The sequence below is a fragment of the Amycolatopsis palatopharyngis genome (genome assembly GCF_003385185.1).
GTDB classification, from domain to species: Bacteria; Actinomycetota; Actinomycetes; order Mycobacteriales; family Pseudonocardiaceae; genus Amycolatopsis; species Amycolatopsis palatopharyngis.
The window spans coordinates 1-22,484 of record NZ_PQHZ01000075.1; the positions used below are offsets into that span (position 1 = coordinate 1).

A 22,484-nucleotide genomic window follows, 5' to 3' on the forward strand; every position below is an offset into this window, starting at 1 on the left:
CGAACCGGCTGGTGGGCATCCTGCACGGCTGCCTCAAAACCGGCACCCTCTACGACGAGACGACCGCCTGGTCGCATCACGCCGAGAACGTTGCGGCTTGACATTTCAGCTCCTGGGATGTCTTTCACGTAATGAAGTCTGATATCGCCGCAACACAACAGTTCGTTGAAGCTGCCGCTCTCGCGGCTTCGGCGTTCTGTAGAGATGCCGAAGCGGCCGTGCAAACGTTCGCACGTGTCACCCCGCATGCCAGTCATCATCCGCAAGTTGGGCAGACAGGTGTCCAACTTCAAGAGCTGGCAGAACTTGCCCGCCAGGCGATGGTTCTCAGTATTAACCTCTATCACGCAGTGGAGGAGGTGGATAGGTTGTTTAGCTGAGGTTGTTGCTCGCGCTGGCTTCTGCTGGCCCCTCGCGCAGAACCCTGCTTCCATACTTCTCGAGCGATCTTGCTTGAGAGGGTGGCATTTGAAGGAGGCTAGCAGTGGTAGCGCTCGCCATCTGGTACGACCAGACGCCGAAGGATGACGAGGGCAACGTCGTCATTCGTGTGAGCACTGCTGCCGAACTCGACGAGCTGGTCGACCGCATCCTCGGTGAGACAGCCGAGCACGACGCGCCACCCATGATCCAGGTTGTCCTCACCGGGGTGAAGCGCTCGCCTGCCCTAGAGGTCGGCCTCGGCAAGGAGAAGGGCTTCATCGGGTATACCTCCCGTACTGAAGGGTGGCTGGACCATCGGGGATGGCGACCCCAACGCGGTCGTTTCCTACATCTACATGGGCAATCACAGCGAAGTGCCAGCGAGCGTGGAAGTTCCCCTGGCTACCGTGCGCCGAGGGCTGCACGAGTTCCTGGCGACGGGGGAGCGACCGAGTGTCGTGGAGCGATGTTGCAAGTTAACGACTTCGTCTCGCTCGCTACTCCCTATAGGAGTACCGGTATAGGCCGGTCGTCGGGTTGGTGGCTGTGGACTGATGGCGCGGTCGTCGAGCACCAGAACACGTGAGTGCGTTTCGCTAGTGCAGAAGCGGGCCGCTCCTGAAGTGGGTGTGACGGGCACCGTCAGTTGGGGGTGTACTGGGTGCCCGTCACCCCGGCTCCGAGGTGTGGGCGCACCTGGAGCTGACTGAAGCAGGGCGATGGTGGGAAACTGCTCCCGGGACTCACCGTGTTGATTTCGTCAGGGTCCGCCGTCCTGTGCCGCTCGCGCATCGCCGATCGTGCACGAACCCTGAATCAAGCGTTGTCGGGACTCATGCAATTCGATTGCGCATTGAGAACATCTCGGCGAACACGTGCCTACTATGCATTCTGAACGCGCCCGGGAAGTACGACGGAGCATCACTGCTCTGTGCGGATTGTGTGCTCTTGTGTGCCGGACTGCGTTTTTGTGCGCAGCCACGATCCACAAGTGTCCCATGGTTCCCGCCTGTCAAATCTTGCATCGAACTGCGGGTTTGAGGTGTAGCGAACCTGTGCCGGGATGACTGCCGGGTTTCTGCGCTTTTCGGAAAGTGTGTTTTGGGTCTTGACTGTTCATTTGAGACTGTGCAAGCGTGATCTCACGGTTCCGGGGGAGGCGACGAATCACTGGGAGCAATCTGCCGTGGTCGTGTCTTTCAGCGAATTCCGGAGTCGGACATCGAATAGGGGAGGGTTTCTGTGAATGTTCGAAGGTTGGTCGCACCCCTGGTTCTCGTGGGAGCGACATTGAGTGCGGGGGTAGTGGTGTCCTCGCCCGCGTGGGCGGGAGGCGACACGTCGGCAGGTGAGATCGAGACCCAGGCGTGCAGGCTCTACGCGGGGTCGATTAAGCAGACCGGGCGGGTGCTCTCGGGCAGTGGTGGCAGGGCCGGGTGCTCCACACACGCAGATGTCAACGTGGGTGTGTATGAGGAGATTGCGTGGTGGCCGGACCGTCGGCTGTCGTCGGCGAGTCGTCACGGAATCCGCAACGTGCACCTGACGGTCAGTGCGGGGTGTACCAGCATCCCGGGTCCGTATTACATCGAAACGAGAAGTTCCACCGGTGGAGTGTCCGAGGGTAGTCACAAATCGCTCTGCCACTGATCACGGTGTATGACGTGGGGTGTGGCGATCGCCGCTGTGGTGGTCGCCATGCCCTGCGGCATGAGTGTGGGTGTACTGAGTTTCGGCGAACGAGGGGGTTTCGTGCGGGTTCGTTTTGATGAGGTGTCTTTTTCTTACCGAGGTCGCCGCGCTCTGCGTGATGTCACGTGGGGCTTCGGTGGAGGTGTGACGGGGTTGCTGGGCCCGAACGGGGCTGGGAAGACGACGTTGCTGTCGCTGGTGGTGACGTTATTGAGAGCCGATTCTGGCCGGGTGTATGTCGGGGACCATGATCTGTCGACTGGGGCGGGGCGGCGGCAGGCGCGGCGGTTGCTCGGTTTTGTGCCCCAGCGATTCTCACTTGCCCCGGAGATGCGGGTCGGCGACACCGTGACCTATGCCGCCTGGGTCCATGGGGTGGCGGAACGGGACTGTCCGCAGGCGGCTGTGCGGGCGTTGGAGGAAGTCGGACTGATCGATCGGCGCGAGGATCCTGTTCGTGCGTTGTCCGGGGGTCAGCGACAGCGTCTGGGCCTGGCGGCGGCGTTGGCCCATGATCCCGCCGTGGTGGTCTTGGACGAACCGACCGTGGGGTTGGACCCCGGGCAGCGTCTCCGGCTGCGGGAGCGCGTCGCGGCGGTCGGCGAGCGGCGCACTGTGCTGCTTGCCAGTCACTTGTTGGAAGACATCGAGCACCTGTGTGACCGCGTGGGTGTTCTGGCCGGCGGCGCTGTGGTGTTCGACGGCACGGTGGCCGAACTCAGTGGCCTCATTGATGGGGCCGCGGTGCCTGAGGCTGCGCCGGGGTCCCGGTTTGAGCGTGCCTACGACGCGCTGATCGCGAAGCTGGGGGAGGCATGAGGGCGCTGCTGCGGTCGGTGAGCGGCTGGCCGTTGGGTCGTCTCGCGGTCCTGCAACCCAGCCTGGTGATTATCGCGGTCGTGTTGGCCCAAACGTGGCCTCGTCTTGCGTGGCCGTGGCAGGAGTGGATCCAGACTTCCCAGCAGTTCCACGAGCAGCTGCTCCTCGCCGCTCCCATCGCCGCCGCAGCCGCCACGTACTACGCGGGGCGGCATGCCGCGCCGGACAGAATCGCCAGCCAGCCCTGGGCTCCCCGTGCGGGAATGCCGATCGTGCTTCGGCATCTGCGCACGCTGACCATCGCGTTCACGATCAGCTACCTGCTGGGGCTGTTACCCCTCGTGGCCGTGACCGTTGCCAGTGCGGACTACGGTGGCCCCCACGTGTTGATCATGCTCACCGGTGTGGTCGGGCTGGTCGCGGCGATCACTGTCGGGTATTTGATCGGTGTTCTCGCCGGCACCGCGTGGCTGGCCCCGATCACCTTGGTTGTCACCTTCGTCCTCATGCAGTCTCCGCACATCGAGGCCGCTCTGTCGGCCGTCACTCCCGTGACGCACGTTCCGGCTGCGCTCGGGGAAACCGAGTCGGTTCCGCTGACGTGGTACCGCCTCGGGCTCTTCACCCTGATCTCCGTGGTCGCCGCTGTGGTCGCCGCGCGGGCGTTGGCGCGGCAGCACCGGTGGAAGGTGCCGTCACCGACGACCGCCGCAGCGGCGGCCCTCACGGCACTCGCCGTGGCGGTTCCCCTCGTCAGCGCTCCGAGGTTGGTGACCGCCGAACCGGCTCACCCCCGTCTCTGTCGCGACGTGTCGGGGATCGAGGTGTGTGTCCACGCGGGACACCGCTCGCAGCTTCCCGAGATCGCGAACGCGGTCACACGCGTTCGTCAGGTCACTGGCGAGGGGACGTGGGATTTGCGCAGGCTCCGGGACACCGCTCTGGCTACCCCAGTCGAGGATCCGCGGCGGCCGGAGGCGACGACGGGATGGATACCGATTTTTCCGACCAATGACCTCGGCTACTACGCCGCCTCGGCGGTCGCGTACTCCCTCAGCGGCCTCGACAACTGCGATATCGGGGATTCGGGCGAAGTGTCCGAGCAGTTCTCCCTCGCCGCCGAACTCGGCGACCGGCTGGTGCGCGACGCGGGATTCGGGCTGTCCCCCGCTGAGCCCAGCGGCCGATTCGACGAGATCTCCGTGATGCAGCTGCGTGACTGGATGCGGCATCACCGAGAGATGATCCATGGCTGTCAGCTGACGACGGACCAGCTCCCGTGATCGTCACGCACCTGCTGCGTGCACACCGTATCGGGTACATGGCGGCCATCGCCGCTGCGATGAGTGCTCTTGCCTGGGCGTTCGGGGTGAGCGCGATCAACGTGGACCTCGATCCGCTGACGCCGCCGCACAAGGTGCCGACGGTCGAGCTGATCTGCCTCGTCGCCGCGGTTGTGCTGGCAGCCCTGGCTCGCCCGCGCTTCTGGCATTGGGAGCGTTTCGGGGGCCTGCGGACCAGGCTGGCCGCCGCTGCTGTACCCGTCATCGGCACCCTGCTGGTGATGCTCCCCCTGCTCGCGAGTGTTATGCGCCTTCCCGAGGGTGTGGCTTGGGTGTGGCTCCTGCCCAACGTGATCATCCTGAGCGGGACCACGTTCACCCTGTCTGCGCTGCTCTCACCCGCGCTGGCCGCCGCCGCGGTGACCACGGCTTATCTGTCGAATGTGGTGCTCACGGCGAGCGGACACGATCCCGGTGTCCTCGCCAGCTATCCCGGGGTGAACGTCAACTGGTCACTCGCCACGATCAGCGTGCTCGCTGCCGTGGGCGTCCACGCCTACAGCCACGGCACCAGCCGCTGGGCCCAGGGGCTCATCCGCAACGCGTAGCCACACCACCAGCGCCTCGGCCGTCGTTCACGGTTCCGTGTCGAGGAAGCTGGGGTTGGTGGCCAGTGTGGCGTGCAGCTCCAGGCCCCGCGGGTCCTTCAGATCATCGAAAACAGCAACGGCTTCCCGGAGGCACTCCATGCTCAACTCGTGCTCGCCCATGGCTGTCAACGCCTCGGCACGCACCACGAGTGTGTCCGCGTAACCCCAGCGTTCACCCTGGATGCGTCGAATGGCCAGGGCCCGGTCGAGCTGAGGTAGTGCACGTTGCGGTTGCTCGCTGTGCAGGTACAGGGCACCCAGATGATGACGAGCCAGGCTCTCCGCGAGGGGAGAGTCGTGCCGCTTCGCTATGCGAATCGCCTCGTGTAGACAGTCGATGCCGTCGTCGAGACGGTCAACCCGCCCGTACACGGTTCCGAGCATCGCGTGAACGACCGCGACGCTGAGCTCGAGCCCACCGCGCTCGAACAACCTCGCCGCCTCGGTGAACGCCGCGATGGCATCGTCAGGACGATCGATGCGGGTGTAGGTCAACCCGAGGGTGACGGCGGTCCACCCCTGCCCCTCGTCATCACCCCGATTGTGATGAAGGCGAGTCGCGTCCTGCAAGAGCGTCAGCGCGTCGTCGGTCTTGCCCAGTTCACTGAGGACAGCGGCGAGGTTTTGTTGACAGCGTGCAACTCCCACGTCATCAGCTGCTGCCTTCGCGCAGTGCAGCGCCTGGCTGGCACTGTCGATCCATGCACTCCATTTCTTGGTGAGATAGAAGAAGGGCTGCAGCGTGCTGGGCAGCATCCACGCGGAGCTGATGCCCCGAGTCGCGGCCAGGTGCGTCACGCTCGCGATGGCGTCCAGCTCGGTTTCACACCAGGCCATTGCCCCGGCGTGATCGTCGAACGCGAACTGCTGAGGGCTGATTCCGGCCGTGTCCACAGCGATCGCGCGTCCCGCCCAGTCCGGCGCGAGCACGTTGGTGGCGTTGGCGGCCGAGGCGCAGTACCACCGCAGGAGACGGTCGACAGCGCCGTCGCGTTGTGCTGGAGTCTCTTCCGCCTGTACCCGTTCTGTGGCATACAGCTGGACGAGGTGGTGCATCTTCACACGCTGCCCCGGCGATGACTCCACCAGATGACTGTTGGCTAAGGCCGACAACGACTGAGTTCCACAAGCGATGTCGGTTCCCGCCAGTGCCGCCGCCGCACCCACGCTGATCGGCGTCTGCGCATGGAGCCCGAGGAGCCGGAACATCGTCGCTTCCGCCGGTTTCAACGCCCGGTAGGACAGATCGATCACACCACGGACGTTCGTCGTCTCGTCAGCGGAAGCAAGAAAGTCCAGTCGGCTGCTCTGTGGCCCGAGCTGGTGTGCCATCTCCCGGAGGGTGAGGTGCGGTTGTGTCGCCAGGTGCTCTCCCGCGATGCGCACAGCCAGAGGCAGACCCCCGCAGTGGCGCACGATAAGCTCCGCATTGGCTGTTTCCGCGGCGACACGGGCGCGACCGGCAAGCTCTCCGAGAAGCTGTACCCCCTCGTGGAGCCGCAGGGGACTCAGCCGCACATGGGTCGCGCTGGCGTGCAACGCTAAGCCCGACAGATGAACCCGACTGGTGATGATCACAATGCTGCCGGCTCCGGGCAGCAAGGGACGGACTTGTTCATAGGAGGCGGCGTTGTCCAGCACGACCAGCATCGGCCTCGACGCCAACACCGACCGCAGGCGCGCTGTCCGTTGCGACAGGCTGTCCTCAGCGGCCCGCGCAACCCCCAGTGCCCCCAAGAACTCGTCCAATACCGCGTCCGGCTGACGAGGCTGTTCGACATCGAACCCCTGCAGATCGGCATAGAGACACCCCGCGGGGAACCGCTCGACGAGGGACGCGGCCCAGTGCAAAGCGAGCGCGGTCTTACCAATGCCCGGCGCTCCCTCAATCACCGTCGTAATCGCCGATCCCGGCGGCGTAGCGATACGCAGCGACGTATCGAGCGTGCGCAGGTACTCCGTTCGCCCGACGAAATCGGCGAGCGCTGGCGGGAGCTGCGACGGGCGCATCGCGTCCCACCGCGTCAGGCCTTCCTCCCGCTCCGCCAGCCGTAACAGTGCACCCTTCGCCCCGAGCACAGTGTCGATTTCGGTGGCCAAGGACAGCGGCAGCGACCGATGCCCATGCAGCACCTTCGATAGATAGCTTTCACTGAAGCTCGTCATCTCGGACAACACTGCGAGCGATATGCCTCGCTGACGCCGCCAACGCTGCACTTCCATCCCAAAACGTGTTATCCCGGCCATACTCTCCCCAAAATGAAGTGATCACGTGTAATCACGTGCAATAACGGCACCAGGCACGGTGCGGCGAGACGAATTGATTAGGCGGGGACCCGAGTTCGACAAGCAGACGGCGAAGAGTCAGCGCGCCCACGGATGTCGCGTACCACTGGGCAGCGATCGAGCGATGACTCGCAGGCGAGGACGACTTCGATGGAGACGGCTGAACCGAGGGCAACTCGAATGGCCTACCGCTCGTATCGGCAGACAGCGCTTCGTCATCGTGACTCCTCCCCTTGTCGCCGTGGTCGCCACCCGACAGAGATCGGGACGTCCTCCCCTGAACTGGCGAAACGGCAATACGAGGTTGGTATCTCGTGCTTCGTGGGCACCGCAAGCAACCCAGACGAACTAGACCCATACGAGTGAACGGCGGTAAGTAGAAGTACTCTCCGTGCGACCAAAAACTACGAAGCTGCTGGTAGGGAGTTTTCCTAAGCGAGGTAGCGCCTGCCGTGCGGGCCTACTGACCACCCACAGGGGACTGAACTGACAAGTCGCGCGTGAGTCGACCGTTGAAGTTGCGCAGACTTAGTGTCCACCCTCCCCGGGAGGGTCGGTCGGCCTCATTCAGCAGTTGGCCAAGCATCCCCCCGCCCGCTTGGACGATTCAGATAGCCCGTGGCCGTCCTATGTCGCCATATCGCTGGTGGAGGAAGCCCGCCGCGATTGATTACTGCGGAGCGGAGTCGTACGCGGATTGCCAGGCCAGTGTGACCGGGCGTTTCGCGGTCTGCAGGAACGCCACCAGCGCCTCAGTGATCGTGTCGATTTCAACCTCGCAGTGCGGAGGAAATTCATCGGTTTCGTACAGCGCGGCCATTTCGGGACCGTTGCCGTGGCTGTAGAGGTGTACCGGATCGATGCCGTGGCCGTCATTGCCCTGGTAGGACAACGCTCCGTGCTCGCCATGGATGCCGACGATCAGGGAGTGGTCCGGCACGGTGAGGAACGCCTCTGGGTCGTCTTCGTCGGGGATCAAGGTCTCGATCCGAGGGCGCCTGGTGTGGGTGAGGATGGCGTCACTGATCTGGCTACGCGACAACAGCGTGACGAACTCTCGCACCTGCTCGGGTGTGGCGAGTGTGGCGACGTGTTCAGCGGGCGGCTGGTCGGGGGCGTGAACCCAGTATTGGGCTTGGATCGTCACGAGGTGCGCTTCCCTTCATACCGGTACGGCTCCCCCTGTGGACCGTAGACGATGAGTGTGGCATCCGGTGGGAGGAAGTACCGGAGGAACCGGTGGCAACTGACGTTGGTGACCGGGTCGATTCCGCACGGGTCCTTGCCGATCACGATGGAGCGTGTCTCGCCCGCACTCATCGTGGAGGCCTGCTTGATCTCGATATGTCGAGCAATGTCGGGCACGAAGCCGCCGCGAGCCAACCCGAGTTCACGCGCACGCTGGACCGCGGCCGTGTAGGCGGGGTCGATTTGCCCGGAAGTCAGGGTGGTCCCACTGGCCAGCTCCTGATCACCTTGCTCGCCGGTGTCACCCAGCCGCCATCCCTGCAGTGGCCTCCCATAGGGCCAGGGATTGTCCAGCTTGGCACGGTAGCCCACCACGCGATCCGCGAACGTCGGAGCGGATGCGGGGGCCGCTGGGCGAGAGGGTGCTACGGAGGCAGGAGCGGTGTCACCGTGCTGGCTGATCCACTCTTCAGTGTGTCGGCGCACGGTCCGCAGAAGAGTTCGAACCTGGTCCACGTCGTCTGGCAGAGAGGCCAAGCGGGTGTGTGCTATGGCAAGACGGCTGCCGTTATTGGTGCCGGCGGCCAATGCGGCAAGCTGCGGAAGAAGGTCATCGAGAAGCCGCCCGTGCGCGTTTTGAACTGTTCCCTCTGGAAGCGTGTCGAGAGCGGTACGGAGCTTACCGATTGTCTCGCTGAGCGCCGACATCGCTCACAAGGTTTCGTTGTAGTAGGCGATGTCCTCGGTCACCTGTTCCAAGACCGCGACCAACTCGGCGATGCGTCCCACTGCGGCGGACGCCGCCGCCTGCGCTGCCTGGGCTGATGGGTGGTCGCTGCCGCGCCATGCTATGACCAAAGTCGCCCGAGAGTCTTCGGCGTTCCGGTAAGCGGCGGACAAATGGGAAACGGGAAGTTGCGCGGCCAGGTTCGTCAACTGCGTACGAAGGTCAGCAACAGACATGGCACACAGCATGCACTCGACCCCCGACACAATTCGTTCAGCGAGTCACCCGACCAGCATGAAGACCCCGAGGTCGGCGAATCGCATGTAACCACGATCTCGGCGACCGGGACGAGCTTTACGTCAGGATCTGCGCAGCGGCGACCTCTGCCTGCTCAGCGGCCTGACAGACACCCAGTCGCCGGTGCAGGCAAGGTAGAGCTTCACGCCCCAGTAGCACAGCGAGTTCGACGCGCAGTAGCCGTAGCTGGCGTGTCCGGCCAGGTCCGAGCGCTTTCGCCGTTTCCCTGCGACATCCCCAGGGCAGCGGGGGGCGTCGGTGATCCACATGTCGTCGAACTATGACGGGCAGCACGCAGCACTGTGAGCATTTCTTTGCGCAGCAACGGCTGCGCGGCGTTCAACCTCTTATGGTAGCCGGACTGGGTCAACATCCCAGGGAATGCCGCGCGCCACTCGGTGTCGGCGCGGATGTGCCGGATCGCTGGTGCTCACTGTCGTAGTGCTGCAGCATCTGCGCGACGGCTGTCGTGGTCAGCTCACTGTCAGTCAGCTCAGGTCGGAGCCTACGACCGGCACGGAAAGGCACCACGTGATCATCGACCAACACACACAGTGCCGTCTGGCCCGAGGCGCTGAGTGTTGATCGCACCACGATCAGCCACCGGGAACGCGGCGAACAGCAACTCCAACCCTGGCCACGCCCCGACCTCGGCCTCAAGCTCAGCATCACGTTGGAAGTGCTGGGTGAGCTTCTGCGGCATCTTGCCCTGGGCTTGCGGCCTGATCGGGCCGCAAGCCACCCTACCAGCGGAAACGGCCCCAAACGGCGTGGTTCGCACAATGACGAAATCGGTGGGCCGCCAGGGGCTCGAACCCTGGACCCAAGGATTAAAAGTCCTTTGCTCTACCAACTGAGCTAGCGGCCCTCCGCCAGTCTAACGATGGTCCGCTGATTGCGAGCACGCCGGGGCGGTACCAGTGGTCGTGAGTGACGAGGTTGACGCTGCGCTGTCAGCGCGAGGCACCGGGGCGAATCGCTCTCCGACACCGACGATCGCCGACGTCGAACAAACGACGGGGCGCGAAGGAACTGGCCGATGATGTCGACCTATGGATAAAGATCTGCGCTGGTTCGCATGCGCGAGCTGACCAGTACGTACAGCGCCCCACCGCCGCGCAATCGCTTGTGTCTTGACTGGTGAGCACAAGACCTGGACAGATCTGTCCTCCCGCGAAGGCTGCCTACGCGGCGGACGATGCGTCACGGTGGGGTCATGCGAGCCGATCGATACCAGGGACTCCGAGTTAGTTGGGGAGCGGTGTTCCTGGTCGCCCCGGTAGCAGGGAACACCATCCCAGGCGTCGCTGACATCGACTTGCTGGAAACAGCGGAAGCTCGAGGCGATGCTCCAGTCCGAGAGATTGACAACTCTAGGACGCAAAACGGGGACCTTGTCTGCCGGAGCACCAGTTGCTTCCGGCTTGTGCGGTGCGGCGGTTGCCAGGAACTCGGCCTACGCGTCCGCCGCACCGCCACATTGCATCAACCCCGATGGTCCGGCAGGAGCGCATAATGGCCCACTTCCTCCTCCGTTGCTCTCACACACGACCACTGGACGAAACCGATGACGCCGAAGTCGGCGAACTCGTCGACAATCCTGAGTCCATACCTCGGTTCGTGTGGTGCGACGCCTGCACCGTCTGGCAGCCCGTCTCGGATCTCGTCAGCGTCGCGGTGTCAACTACCGATAGCGGTGGCGAGAACGAACCTATGCTCGACGACGAGGTGAACGTTCAGTGGACTTCCACGGAGGTCCCGGAGCCCCGCGCCGGACAGTCTTCGGGAACGGCCAACCTCGAATCGTCCCCTGGCTTGGATGCAGTCGCGCCACCGACCGCCGGACGGCACCGCAGATCCTCGCAGTCGGAGGAGTACGCGCGATGACGGCATGCATCGGCTACCAGAGTCTCCACCTGGAATGTGCGCTATCCGCCGAGTGTCAGCATGATGAACGCCCCAACGAACAGACACGGGCCGAACGGCACCACCAGGCCACCGCGTTCGTCGCGACGGCGGGCACTCGGAACGGCGAGCAGTATCAGTGCCAGCACCGAGGCCACCAACAATGCACCGGCGACCTCCGGCCACCCGGACCATCCAGTCACCACTCCGATCACGGCTGCCACGCTCAAATCCCCGGCGCCCACGCCTCCGTCGCTGACCACCGCCAAGACCAGGAACAGCGCTCCCACCGCCACCAGCGCCCCCAGAGCACGCACGCCAGGGGCAGCTTCGCTCCGGACGATGCTCAGCACTGTGAAGCCAACACAGGCGCCGGCCAACTGCGGGTACACCAGCGCCCGGGGCAGCCGGTGCTCGCACCAGTCGATCACCGCCAGGGGAACCGCCAGCACCGCCACGAACCCGTAGACGACGAGTTCGCCACGGGCTCCGACTCGCCACGCCAGCAAACCCAGGACAGCGGCGGTGAGCGCGGCACCGAGCCACCACGAGCCGGCCAGCACACGGTCCCGTCGCAGAAACCGGCGCGTGAGTCCGCTCGCGACCGTGCCAAGGACCAGCCCGGCCGAGGCAGCGCCAACGGTCCACGCGCCGCTCGCTGTGACCTGCACGATCCCTCCACCCGTCGGATGATCACCCGCAACGCCATCCTGCCCGCCCGCTCCCCGGTCCCGCCCGCACTCAACCCAACGAGTGAACTTCCCGGCAGAGCGGCCGCTCGGAACAGCGTTGCCACGACAGTCGGTCTAGAGGCGAGCCCGCCATCGGGACGTATCACCGCCTGGCCTGCCCGCACTCACCTGCGATCGTCGACGAACTGGGGGACCGTGATGACCCACCGCAGCATCCGCCTCACCCTGGCCGCACTCACCACCGCGACCGGACTCGGCTTGAGCGTGAGCGCCTGCAGCCCGGACAGCGGTGCAGCCCCTGCCACCTCAGACCCGGCCCCACAATCTTCGACGACCACCACGGCCACCTCCCCAGCAGATAACGCCAAGCAGAAAGCCATCGCCGCCTACCTTGGTATGTGGAGTGACATGGCGACAGCCGCCACAACCTCAGATTGGCAGTCCTCGACGCTGGCTCAGAACGCGACGGGCGAGGCGTTGCAGACCATCTCACGCAGCCTCTATGCCGATCACTACAACGGCCTGGTCACCAAGGGGCGCCCGGTCAACCATCCCGAAGTAGCGTCGGTGGATCCGCAGGACAAGCCCACGTCGGTGACCATCACCGATTGCGGTGACTCGACGGACTGGCTCAAGTATCACGCCGACAGTGGCGAACTCGCCGATGACGAGCCAGGAGGCCGCCGGCACATCGAAGCCCTGGTGAAGAAGGCTGTCGATGGCTCCTGGAAAGTCACGACGTTCGCCGTGCACGAGGTCGGATCATGCGGCACGTAACCAAATCAGCGGTGACAACTCTCGCGGCTCTGGGGATCGTGGCAGTTTCGGCCTGTCCGGCCTTCGCGGACGGGTGGGGAAACGTCGAGTGTGGTGCGGGAGGAAATCCCTCCTGCGACCTCAGCGCTGGGAGCTCAGGTGCTGACTCCCCACACGCTCCGAGGAACCCAGGGGCGCAACACCATGCACAACCGGACGGTGACAAGCACAAGAGTGGTCCGTCATCACAGGGCGACAGCATTGTCGGTGTTGATCCCAATTTGGCGGATTGTTCCTATGTGCGTAGCAATTATCAGCCGCCGGCCAATGGGGTGCAGACGGCCAGCTACCGGCCACGGTCCTCGGGTTCGGGTGGGATGCAGTTTGTGTCGCTGACCCACTCGCGCCCTCAGGGGGTAGTGCTGGCGCAGGCTCCAGGCGAGGGGGGCGGGTGGTATGTCTACCGCTGTTCCGGTGAGGGCATGCGTGATGCTTTGTATCGGGCGCCGGTGTGGATTGCCGATGATGAGGCGCCGGGAGCGGAACCGGTGCCGTCGCCGGAGCAGTTGGCGGAGCAGGCTCGGGCGCAGCTGCGGTTGCCGAGCCCGGTGATCGCTTCGAGCCCGGCTGGGACGCAGTTGGTGCGGTTGCCGACGTGGCTGTGGCTGGACCGCGCGATGTGGCAGCTGCAGTCCGCGACGGCGGCGGTGTCGGCGGTGTCGGTGACCGCGACGGCGACACCGACGTCGGTGTCCTGGGCGATGGGCGATGGCAGCACCGTGACCTGCACCGGCCCAGGAATCCCGTTCCCGGGCGGTGGTGATCCGCGGTCGGCGTCGCCGGATTGCGGTCACACCTATCAACGGTCCTCTGCGGCTGTCGCGGGGGAGCGGTTCGAGGCCACGGCGACGGTGTCGTGGCGGATCACCTGGTCCGGCGGCGGGGCCTCGGGGACGTTTCCGGACTTGACCACCAGCGCCTCGGCGTCGTTCCGGGTCGCCGAAGCCCAGGCCCTGGGCACCGGATAGGCGCGACACCCCTTTCCAACTGAATGCCCCTTTTTTGTTCCTTTCCTGACCACGCATTAACGGCAGTGGAGATCGCTGGGTGAATGCGTGGTGCGGGTGATCTATGCCTGGAGGTCTGATCGTGACCAGCACCGACACTTCCGCCCCTGGCCGCACTGCGGCCGGTGACACCCGCCCGGTGTCCTGGCTGGATTCTTCGGGCTCGGCGCCGGCGTCGGCTCCGCGTCGGGGGCGTCGGCGCCGGTTGCCGCATTTGGTGGCGGGGATGTTGCTGGTGGTGGTGTGTGTCGGGGGTGCGGTGTGGTGGACCAGCAGCACTCAGGATCGGGTTCCGATGCTGGCGTTGGCGAGGCCGGTCACGGTCGGGCATGTGCTGACCCAGGCGGACGTGCGCACCGTCGCGGTGTCCGCGGCGCCGGGTGTGGCGTTGATTCCGGCGGAACAGGCGGGCAGTGTGGTGGGCCGCCCGATGGCGATGAGTCTGGGGGCGGGGGCGTTGCTGACCCCGGACGCGGTGGGCGCTGCGGTGCTCCCGGCGGCGGGTCGGGCGGTGGTCGCGGTCGGGGTGAAGCCGGGCCAGTTTCCCCCCGAAATCGCCACCGGCACCCCGGTGACCGTCGTCGTCACCGCCGCCAGTGCGACGGGAGCGTCGACCGGTAGTGCGCAGGGGGACGGTCCCGGGACGTCCTGGACCGCGACGGTCGTCGGTGTCGCAGCCGCGGGCACGGATCAGACCACGGTGGTGTCGCTGGATCTCGACACGGCCGGGGCGTCGCAGCTGGCGCAGGTCCCGGCCGGGCAGCTCGCGCTGGTGATGCAACCCGCGGGGGGTGGGCGCTGATGCTCATCGCCGTGTGTTCGGTGAAAGGGTCGCCAGGGGTGACCACGCTGGCGGTCGCGCTGGCCGCGCAGTGGCCGCAAGCCGAGAGCACCCGTCGTCTGATCGCCGAGGTCGACCCGTCCGGGGGTGATCTCGCGATGCGGTTCGGGCTCTCGGCCACCCCGGGCCTGGTCAGCCTCGCCGCCGCCGCACGCCGCACCCACGGGCCCGGGGTGGTGTGGGAGCACACCCAGGCCCTGCCCGGCCGCGCCCGGGTGCTGGCGGCCCCGCCCGGCGGCGGGCACGCCCGCGCCGCGCTGTCCACCCTGACCGCCACCCCGAACGGGCCGTCGTTGCTGCACGCGGTCGCCGGCGAGGCGGGGGTGGTGGTGCTGGCGGATTGCGGGCGCGTGGATCCCGGGTCACCGGCCGAGGCGATCGCGCGCCGCGCGGACGCGCTCGTCCTGGTGACCGGAACCCAGGGCGACGACCTCGCCCACACCGCAGCCCGTTTGGGCGAGCTGGCCGGCTGGACGCCGCGCCCGGGGCTCCTGCTTACCGGGGAGGGATACCCGACCGTGGACGTCGAGCGGGAGCTGGGCGTGTCGGCGATCGGCCGCCTCCCCCACGACCCGGCCGCGGCCGCCCTCATCAGCGGGCACCGGAGAGCACCGGCTCGCCGCCGTGGCAGTGGCGGGCTCGCCCGCCAGACGGCCGCGCTCGCCCGCGCCCTGGCCACCCCTGCGGCACCGCCCTCCGTCGCCGCCCCGCCGCAGGCGCATGCGGTGGGGATGGTGCCGGGCGTGCCTGCCCAGCAGGTGCGTCACCAGCCGGGCACCACGGTGAGCACCCCAATCGGACACCGGCCGTCCATACCGCCTCTGCGGCCTCCGATGCCCGTGCCGCCGCTGGGCAACGGCCTGTCTCGCAACGGCCACCAGCCCAGCACCTTCGGGAAGGAGCCACTCCCGTGACCCAGACCGACCACACCGCAGCACCTCATCCCACTCTGGCCGGGGATGTGGGGGAGGCGGAGCAGCGGTTGCGCACCCGGCTGCGCCGGGCGCTGACCACGGATTTGCCCGGCCGGGTCGAGGCCGCCACCGGCACCCACGGTGCGGGTGTGAGCCTGGCCCGGCGCCGGGAGATCGGCCGGGAGGTCCTCGACACCGCGATCGCCGCGCACAGTGAGGCGGAGCTGCTGGCAGGGCGTGTGTTGGTGGACTCGGTGTGCGAGCAGCGGCTCGTCGAGCAGGTGCTGGACGAGCTGTTCGGCCTCGGTGGTCTGCAACCGCTGCTGGCCGATCCGTTGGTGGAGACGATCGCGGTCAACCGCTTCGACCGGGTATTCGTCCAGTACAACGACGGCCGCCGCGCCCAGGTCGCCCCGGTAGCGGAGTGCAATGAGGAACTCACCGACCTGATCCGCACCCTCGCGGCGCGCGCCTCTTCCGAAGAGCGCCGGTTCGACCGCGGCTCGCCCGCGCTGAACCTGCAACTGCCCGGCGGCGAACGGCTGTTCGCCGTGCTGGGGCTGACCGCGGGGGGCGTGACGGCGTGCACGATCCGCCGGCACGGCTACCTCACCGCCACCCTCGCCCAGCTGCGCCGCCGCGGCACCCTCGACGTCGGGCTGGAGCGGTTCCTGCGCGCACTGGTGCGGGCACGCAAGAACGTGCTGATCACCGGCGGCACCGGCGCCGGAAAAACCACCCTGCTGCGGGCATTAGCCTCGGAGATGGACCCACTCGAACGCATCGTCACCGTCGAGGACGCCTTCGAACTCGGCCTCGGACTCGATCCCGGGCTCCACGCCGACGTCACCGCCCTGCAGGCCCGCGAACCCAACGTCGAGGGCGCGGGCAAGATCGATCAGGCCGAGCTGGTCCGCTGGGGCCTGCGGATGTCCCCGGACCGCGTGATCGTCGGGGAAATCCGCGGCGCCGAAGTCATCCCGATGTGCAACGCGATGTCGCAGGGCAACGACGGCTCCATGGCCACCCTGCACGCCTCCAGCTCGAAAATCGCCTTCACCCGCCTCGCCTCCTATGCCGCGCAAGGCCCGGAACGGCTGCCCCTGGAGGCCACCGCCCTGCTGGTCGCGAGCGCGGTGCATTTCGTGGTGCACCTCGACCGCGCCACCGACCGGACCACACGGGTGATCGCCTCGATCCGCGAGGTCACCGACGCCGAGGCGGGCTCGGTGATCTCCAACGAAATCTACCGCCGTGGCCCGGACCGTCGAGCCGTGCCGGTGGCCGGGGCGTTGCGCGCGGACACCCTCGACGACCTGGTCGCGGCCGGGTTCGACCCGAACCTGTTGAGCCGCCCGGAGGGGTGGTGGACGCCATGAGCATCGACACCAGCACCATTCTCGCCGCCGTGCTCGGCGTGGGTGCCGCCCTCGGCGTGCTCCTGATCGTGGCCGCCTGGCGCCGGCCCGCGGCGGCGTCGTCGCCCTCGCGGCGGGCCGGGCTGATTCGCGCGGCACGCGGCCATGCTGGCGAGCGGCGTGCGCTGCTGCGCCTGACTGTGGCCGTCGGTGCGGGTGTGCTGACCGGAGCCGTGACCGGGTGGATCGTCGGCGCCATGCTGGCCACCGCGACGGTGTGGTTCCTGCCCCGCCTGGTCGGCCCCGATCGCGCCCACACACAGCGGGTCGCGCGCATCGAGGCGATCGCCTCCTGGACAGAGATGCTGCGCGACGTCCTCTCCGCCGCGGCGGGGCTCGAGCAAGCCATCCTCGCCACCGCCAAGCTCGCGCCCGCGGCCATCCGCGGCGAGATCGCCGCCCTCGCCGCGAGGCTGGAAAGCGGGCAGCGCCTGGCGCCGACGCTGCGGGCCCTGGCACGCGAGCTGGACGACTCCACCGCGGACCTCGTCCTCGCCGCACTGGTCCTGGCCGCCGAGCACCAGGCCCGCCAGCTCGGCGACCTGCTCGGCTCGCTGGCCACGACCGCCCGCGAGCAGGCCGCCATGCGCCTGCGTGTGGAAACCGGGCGGGCACGGACCCGGACCTCGGTGCGGGTCATCGTCGCCACCACCCTGGCCTTCGCCGCCGGGGTCGTGGTGTTCAACCGCGCCTACCTCGACGTCTACAACACACCCACTGGCCAGGTCGTCCTGCTGCTCATCGGCGCATTGTTCGCCGGCGGGTTCGCCTGGCTCGCCCGGATCGCCACCAGCGGAGCCCAACCCCGGGTCCTCACCCTCGACACCACCGACCCGCCCACAGCACCCGCTGGGAGCGCGGCAACGACCATCGGAGGTGAGTACTCGTGATTCCCGCACTCGCTTTCGGCACGGGTGCGGGTCTCGGCCTGTGGCTGCTGCTGACCTGGGCCCTGCCACCTCACCCGGCACTGAGCGACCGCCTCGCCCAGGTCGACACACGGCCACCGGCCACACCGATCGTCCTCGCGGCCGACGCCGCCTGGGTCACCACCTGGGGCGGGATATTCGTACCGGGCCTGCGCAAGCTCGGGCTGCCCGGCGCGACGATCCACGCCGATCTGCGGGTCATCGGCCGCGGCGTCGACACCCACCTCGCGTCTCAAGCGTTGCTGGCCGTGGCCGGGCTGCTCGCCCCGTGGTTCCTGCATGCACTACTGGCCCTCGGCGGGTTTTCCTTGGGTGTGGAGGTGCCGCTGCTGGCTGGGCTCGCGCTCGCCGCACTCGGCTTCCTGACCCCCGATCTCGACGTCCGCGCCAAGGCGGCCCGGGCGCGGCGAGAATTCCGCGACGCGCTCTCGGCGTTCCTGGATCTGGTGTGGATCACCCTCGCCGGCGGGGCCGGCGTCGAGGCCGCTCTCGGCGATGCCGCGGCCGTCGGCGCGGGCCCGGCATTCGACATGATCCGCCGCACGCTGGACACCGCGCAGCTGACCCGCACCACCCCGTGGAACACCCTGCGCCGCCTTGGGGAGGAACTCGACATCACCGAACTGTCCGAACTCGCCGAGTCGATCTCCCTGGCCGGCACCGAAGGCGCCCGTGTCCGCGCCTCGCTGGCCGCGAAAGCCCACGCCCTGCGCACCCACCAGATCACCGCCGCCGAAGCCGACGCCCAGGCGGCCACCGAACGCATGGCACTGCCCGTGACGCTGCTGTTCGTCGGGTTCCTCGGCTTCATCGCCTACCCGGCCGTCATTCAAGTCCTCAACGGACTCTAGCCACTCATCCGATACCCGCCCAGCAGGAAAGGCGTTGCACGACAAGGGAAAGAAGGCACCATCATGTTGCACCACATCCGCACCCTGCGGGACCTGACGTGGGCGCGCATCACCCTGCTGCGCGCAGACCCGGAGCGCGGGGAGATCACCACCACCGTCATCGTCACCGCGCTGATGGCCATCGCCGCGATCGCGATCATCGCGATCATCGTGGCGAAGCTGACGCAGAAGGCGAACTCCATCGACCTCGGCCTCGGCCTCGGCCTCGGCGGCTGACCCATGCCCGCCCGGTCGATCGGAAGAACTCGCGCCCGTGGGCTGGCCGGGCGCCTGCGATGCGCGTTGCGGGGAGACCGGGGCGAGGCCACCCTCGAGCTGGTCATCGCCACCCCATTGGTGCTGCTGGCGTTGCTGGCGATCATCCAGTTCGCCGTGTGGTCCCACGCCACTCACGTCGCCCAGGCCGCCGCCTCCCAAGCCCTGGCCGCGACCCGGACCCAGGACGGCACCACCAGCGCCGGGCACGCCGCGGGCCAGCGCCTGCTCGCCGAGCTGGCCGCCGGGCCGTTGCGCCATCCCGACGTCACCGTGTCCCGCGGCGCGACCACGGTGTCGGTGAGCATCCGCGGCGAGGCCGCCGCAGTCCTGCCCGGTGTGCATCTGCACGTGCACGCCGAAGCCGTCGGCGAGGTCGAACGCTTCATGCCCGATGTTCACGAATTCACGGATTCTGAATTGTCCGTTGCCGGGAACTCGAGGGCTGGAGGCGCAGGATGACGGTATCGGGGCGCTCAAGTTCGGCGCGGCAGACAGGGATCGTTTCAGCTTGTGCGGTGCGCGGTGGCCAATTGGGTCATGTATCGCTTGGTTATCCGTCCGCCGTAGCCGGTGTCGATCAGGTTCGAGATGCAGTTGAGCAGCCCTGTTTGTTGGGCTGGTGGCATCGCTCGGTGTCCCGAGTAGGTCAAAAGCAGATCGATGTACTCGTGGGTGCTGTAGGTCTGCTCCCACTCGTAGCGGCGGAACTGGACGGGACCGAAACGTCGGGATTCATCGATCTCGGTCGAATCGGTTGGCACATCGCCGGACGCCGAAAGACGCAAGCCCGGCGGTGTGGTGGGGTCGAAGCGTTCGTAACATTCCTGAACCTCCGCAAAGAAGGATTCGGTGCCACCGGCGATGTGGTGGGTGGATATCACCGCCAGGGTGCCGCCAGGGCACAGGGCGTCAGCGGCCTTGCTCGTCCGTACCGCGAGGTCGAGCCAGTGGAAGGCCGTCGCGGACAGCACGATGTCGAACCCGGCGGCGGGCAGCGTCCAGTCCTCGAATGCCGACACCACTACCTGCGCTGTGGGAAAGCCGACGAGATGCTGCCGTGCGATGGCGGCCATGTCGGTGCTCAACTCGACCGCGACAATCGCGCATCCGAGCCGAGCCAAGGAAAGCGTTGCTTGGCCAGTGCCGCAGCCGATCTCCAGCACTCGGGACCGAGGACCGATGGTGCCGAGGTCGTCGAACAGCTCGGCGGGGTACCCCGGTCGGCAACGGTCGTAGCGTTCAGCGGCCTCGCCGAAGACCGTTCGCAGTTTTTCCCGCCCAAGTTCTGTCACGAACACAGGCTACTGGGGCGCGTTGATCAGCCCAGGCGGAACAAGCACGGCGGTGTACCGGCTCGCGACTTCGACGCTGAGCCCGAACAGGTCGCAGACAGACATCGCCTCTAAGTCCCCCTGCCGCGACGGCGATCCCGGTGCTGGCCGAAAGGACACCCTGATGACACACCACACAGCGACTCGACCGACGACGCCCGTGCGGGCCGCGCTGTTCCCGGACGGGCCGGATTTGCTGCTGTTGAACCCGGATATCTGCGAGCGGCGGTGGCGTGGTGAGCGTCTCCGTGCCGGGTTGCGTCCGCGGATCGTCCTCACCGGACTGACCGGCGCCGTCCTTGCGGTCCTCGCCGCCTCCTCAGACAGCGGTTTCAGTGCGGTGTTCGCGTTGGGCGCCGGAACCCTCGCGGTCGGCGCGAGCACGGTCGCCGGCTGGCGCAACGCCACCCGCGTGCTCACCGACCACCGCCATGGTTCGGGAAGTCCGTGTCGTCTCGATCGTGTGCGGGGCGAGTTCTTCCTCCGCAGCCCCGACCTCGCCGAGGTCGCCACCGCGGCGCGGACCTTGATCGCCGGGGTGGACGAATTGCACCGCAGCCCGGCCCGCGCCTGGATCGACCCCGCGCTGCTGGGGGAAGTGCACCGGGTGGTGTGGGAGACGCTGTGCTGCCTGGACCGCACTCGCCCCGCGCGCAGTCTCGCCGACGACCTCGCCGCCGAGCCCGACACCGAGGCCGGCGAGCTGGCCGCCGCGGCACGCCAGGCGGTCGACGTGATCGACGACAGCCTCGGTGAGGTGGTGCGGCACGTGCACGCCTGCCTCGTGCTCACCCGGGCCTGGGAGGCCAAACTGCGACAGCGCGAACTGGCCGCCCTAACCGATCGCACCCTCGCCGTCCTGCCCGGCCACGCCCACGCACGTCGGGTGGCCGAGGCCGCGGAAGCGTTACCGCGCGCGGTGTTCGCGCATATCACCGCGGCCCGCGACGTCACCGGCGCCGGAGCGTTCCCCTGGGAACAGCCACCGTCCTCGTGGCCGCGAGGCCGACGCATCCTGTCTCGCCGCGATATGCCGTCGCGGGGAGCGCGGTCAGACGAGGGCCTGTCGTGAGCCGCCACGGTCGGACGGCGGCCCGGGGGTGGCTGCGGCGGTGGTGGGCGGGCGAGGGCGGCTCGGTGACCGCCGAGGCCGTGCTCATCACGCCGCTGCTGGTCATGCTGCTGGTGTTCGTGGCCGTGGTGGTCCATCGTGGCGTCGACGCCCGGCTGCGGCTCGACGACGCCGCCCACCAGGCCGCGCGCGCCGCCACCCTGCACCGCAGCACCCCGGCCGCGGCCACCGCCGCCCGCGACACCGCCGGGGCCGCCCTCGCCCAGGCCGGGCTGGTGTGCCGCGACGTCGCCACCACCCTGACCGGCACACCGGAGCCCGGTGACGTGGTGACCGTGCGGGTGCGCTGCACCGTCGACTTCGGCCAGGCCCTGCTGCTCGGCGTGCCCGGCGAGACGACCCTCGAATCGACCGCCAGCGAGGTCGTCGATACCCACCGATCCCAGCCCGGCACCGGAGCGACACCATGACCCCCCGCGCCCCGAACGTCGGCGGGTGGGGTGTCTGGTGGCGCGCCGACGACGGCCGGGTGACAGCCTTCGTGCTCGCCCTGCTGGCAGGGCTGCTCGCCCTGGCCGGGCTGAGCCTGGATGGCGGGCTCGCGCTCGCGAGCAAGGTCCGTTCCAGCGGTCAGGCCGAGTCCGCCGCCCGCGCCGGCGCCCAAGCTCTCGACCTCGCCGCCTATCGCGCCACCGGCACGGTCCGGCTCGACCCGGCACGCGCGCGTGAGCTGGCGCAGCGGTATCTGGCGAGCATCGGCGCCACCGGCACCGTCGCGATCGCCGGCAACACCGTGACCGTCGACGTTACCGCCATTTACCGAACACAGCTGCTGTCGCTGGTCGGCGTCGAGGCCATCCACACCCACGGCAGCGGCGCCGCCCACCCCCAGCACGGGGTCACCGACGTTTCCCTGGGGTTCGCGAATTCTGAAGTGGACAGTGATGGGAACTCAAGTGGTGGGGGCCGGTAATGAGGGTACTGGGATGCTTGGGTTCACGAACCGATGGCGGAAGCGTTGGTCG

General features: G+C 67.5%; 23 protein-coding genes, 1 tRNA gene and 1 pseudogene. 17 read left to right on the forward strand and 8 right to left on the reverse strand.

The window, feature by feature from the left end:
- Positions 1-131: 131 nt before the first annotated feature.
- The 5 genes from D0C15_RS34375 to D0C15_RS31475 all read left to right on the forward strand — a co-directional run bounded on the left by D0C15_RS34375 (position 132) and on the right by D0C15_RS31475 (position 4,825).
- On the forward strand, positions 132-380 hold the full coding sequence (locus D0C15_RS34375; RefSeq protein WP_137097486.1) for a hypothetical protein: 249 nt from the start codon (positions 132-134) through the stop codon (positions 378-380).
- Between the two features lie 104 nt (positions 381-484).
- Entirely contained in the window at positions 485-1,009 is a 525-nt protein-coding gene (locus D0C15_RS31460; RefSeq protein WP_116051718.1) for an Imm1 family immunity protein, read from the forward strand.
- Between the two features lie 1,085 nt (positions 1,010-2,094).
- Positions 2,095-2,934, forward strand: a complete 840-nt coding sequence (locus D0C15_RS31465; RefSeq protein ID WP_228714344.1) for an ATP-binding cassette domain-containing protein — start codon at positions 2,095-2,097, stop codon at positions 2,932-2,934.
- A complete protein-coding gene (locus D0C15_RS31470; RefSeq protein WP_116051719.1) occupies positions 2,931-4,217 on the forward strand; it encodes a hypothetical protein in 1,287 nt (428 codons plus the stop codon). Before D0C15_RS31465 ends, D0C15_RS31470 begins: the two co-directional genes overlap by 4 nt.
- Positions 4,214-4,825 carry a hypothetical protein gene (locus tag D0C15_RS31475; RefSeq protein ID WP_116051720.1) on the forward strand — a complete coding sequence of 204 codons (612 nt, stop codon included), beginning with the start codon at positions 4,214-4,216 and terminating at the stop codon, positions 4,823-4,825. The genes D0C15_RS31470 and D0C15_RS31475 overlap by 4 nt, the downstream gene beginning before the upstream one ends.
- Before the next feature lie 27 nt (positions 4,826-4,852).
- Here D0C15_RS31475 and D0C15_RS31480 read toward each other — a convergent pair whose 3' ends face one another.
- The 7 genes and pseudogenes from D0C15_RS31480 to D0C15_RS31510 all read right to left on the reverse strand — a co-directional run bounded on the left by D0C15_RS31480 (position 4,853) and on the right by D0C15_RS31510 (position 11,941).
- A complete protein-coding gene (locus D0C15_RS31480) occupies positions 4,853-7,114 on the reverse strand; it encodes a tetratricopeptide repeat protein (RefSeq protein WP_116051721.1) in 2,262 nt (753 codons plus the stop codon).
- Between the two features lie 709 nt (positions 7,115-7,823).
- Positions 7,824-8,300, reverse strand: coding sequence for an Imm1 family immunity protein (locus D0C15_RS31485; protein WP_116051722.1), 477 nt, complete (start codon positions 8,298-8,300; stop codon positions 7,824-7,826).
- Positions 8,297-8,713: a DddA-like double-stranded DNA deaminase toxin gene (locus tag D0C15_RS34380; RefSeq protein ID WP_158303276.1), complete on the reverse strand. Its 417-nt coding sequence runs from the start codon at positions 8,711-8,713 to the stop codon at positions 8,297-8,299. The genes D0C15_RS31485 and D0C15_RS34380 overlap by 4 nt, the downstream gene beginning before the upstream one ends.
- A 339-nt stretch (positions 8,714-9,052) precedes the next feature.
- Positions 9,053-9,304, reverse strand: a complete 252-nt coding sequence (locus D0C15_RS31495) for a hypothetical protein (RefSeq protein ID WP_137097484.1) — start codon at positions 9,302-9,304, stop codon at positions 9,053-9,055.
- A 165-nt stretch (positions 9,305-9,469) separates the two neighbouring features.
- Positions 9,470-9,956: pseudogene (locus tag D0C15_RS35840) on the reverse strand (transposase family protein); the annotation flags it as partial.
- Between the two features lie 204 nt (positions 9,957-10,160).
- Positions 10,161-10,233: transfer RNA gene (locus tag D0C15_RS31500), tRNA-Lys, on the reverse strand.
- Between the two features lie 1,060 nt (positions 10,234-11,293).
- On the reverse strand, positions 11,294-11,941 hold the full coding sequence (locus tag D0C15_RS31510) for a prepilin peptidase (protein ID WP_116051726.1): 648 nt from the start codon (positions 11,939-11,941) through the stop codon (positions 11,294-11,296).
- A 219-nt stretch (positions 11,942-12,160) separates the two neighbouring features.
- Here D0C15_RS31510 and D0C15_RS31520 point away from each other — a divergent pair, with 219 nt between their 5' ends.
- From D0C15_RS31520 to D0C15_RS31560, 9 genes are all read left to right on the forward strand, one after another.
- The gene (locus D0C15_RS31520) at positions 12,161-12,739 is read left to right on the forward strand and encodes a hypothetical protein (protein ID WP_228714288.1); all 579 of its coding nucleotides are present in this window, start codon (positions 12,161-12,163) and stop codon (positions 12,737-12,739) included.
- Between the two features lie 461 nt (positions 12,740-13,200).
- Positions 13,201-13,746, forward strand: coding sequence for a hypothetical protein (locus tag D0C15_RS35325; RefSeq protein WP_116051729.1), 546 nt, complete (start codon positions 13,201-13,203; stop codon positions 13,744-13,746).
- A gap of 121 nt (positions 13,747-13,867) precedes the next feature.
- Positions 13,868-14,587: an SAF domain-containing protein gene (locus D0C15_RS31530; RefSeq protein ID WP_228714290.1), complete on the forward strand. Its 720-nt coding sequence runs from the start codon at positions 13,868-13,870 to the stop codon at positions 14,585-14,587.
- Positions 14,587-15,540 (forward strand): CpaE/TadZ family protein, encoded by a 954-nt coding sequence (locus D0C15_RS31535; RefSeq protein ID WP_245976453.1) that lies wholly within the window; start codon positions 14,587-14,589, stop codon positions 15,538-15,540. Before D0C15_RS31530 ends, D0C15_RS31535 begins: the two co-directional genes overlap by 1 nt.
- Positions 15,537-16,919 carry a TadA family conjugal transfer-associated ATPase gene (locus D0C15_RS31540; RefSeq protein ID WP_116051731.1) on the forward strand — a complete coding sequence of 461 codons (1,383 nt, stop codon included), beginning with the start codon at positions 15,537-15,539 and terminating at the stop codon, positions 16,917-16,919. Before D0C15_RS31535 ends, D0C15_RS31540 begins: the two co-directional genes overlap by 4 nt.
- A complete protein-coding gene (locus D0C15_RS31545) occupies positions 16,916-17,848 on the forward strand; it encodes a type II secretion system F family protein (RefSeq protein ID WP_116051738.1) in 933 nt (310 codons plus the stop codon). The genes D0C15_RS31540 and D0C15_RS31545 overlap by 4 nt, the downstream gene beginning before the upstream one ends.
- Positions 17,845-18,738 carry a type II secretion system F family protein gene (locus D0C15_RS31550; RefSeq protein ID WP_116051732.1) on the forward strand — a complete coding sequence of 298 codons (894 nt, stop codon included), beginning with the start codon at positions 17,845-17,847 and terminating at the stop codon, positions 18,736-18,738. Before D0C15_RS31545 ends, D0C15_RS31550 begins: the two co-directional genes overlap by 4 nt.
- Before the next feature lie 63 nt (positions 18,739-18,801).
- Positions 18,802-19,014 (forward strand): hypothetical protein, encoded by a 213-nt coding sequence (locus D0C15_RS31555; protein ID WP_116051733.1) that lies wholly within the window; start codon positions 18,802-18,804, stop codon positions 19,012-19,014.
- Positions 19,015-19,017: 3 nt separating this feature from the next.
- Positions 19,018-19,515 (forward strand): TadE/TadG family type IV pilus assembly protein, encoded by a 498-nt coding sequence (locus tag D0C15_RS31560; protein ID WP_116051734.1) that lies wholly within the window; start codon positions 19,018-19,020, stop codon positions 19,513-19,515.
- A gap of 44 nt (positions 19,516-19,559) precedes the next feature.
- On the opposite strand, the gene D0C15_RS31565 is transcribed toward D0C15_RS31560, so the two are convergent.
- Positions 19,560-20,354, reverse strand: a complete 795-nt coding sequence (locus tag D0C15_RS31565) for a class I SAM-dependent methyltransferase (RefSeq protein ID WP_342768622.1) — start codon at positions 20,352-20,354, stop codon at positions 19,560-19,562.
- A 157-nt stretch (positions 20,355-20,511) separates the two neighbouring features.
- On the opposite strand from D0C15_RS31565, the gene D0C15_RS31570 reads away from it, so the two are divergent.
- The 3 genes from D0C15_RS31570 to D0C15_RS31580 are packed head-to-tail and all read left to right on the forward strand — an operon-like array spanning position 20,512 to position 22,432.
- A complete protein-coding gene (locus tag D0C15_RS31570; RefSeq protein ID WP_162830329.1) occupies positions 20,512-21,459 on the forward strand; it encodes a hypothetical protein in 948 nt (315 codons plus the stop codon).
- Positions 21,456-21,929 (forward strand): TadE/TadG family type IV pilus assembly protein, encoded by a 474-nt coding sequence (locus tag D0C15_RS31575; protein ID WP_116051736.1) that lies wholly within the window; start codon positions 21,456-21,458, stop codon positions 21,927-21,929. The genes D0C15_RS31570 and D0C15_RS31575 overlap by 4 nt, the downstream gene beginning before the upstream one ends.
- Complete coding sequence (locus tag D0C15_RS31580) at positions 21,926-22,432, forward strand: hypothetical protein (protein ID WP_245976455.1); 507 nt, start codon at positions 21,926-21,928, stop codon at positions 22,430-22,432. The genes D0C15_RS31575 and D0C15_RS31580 overlap by 4 nt, the downstream gene beginning before the upstream one ends.
- The last annotated feature ends 52 nt before the right edge of the window (positions 22,433-22,484 follow it).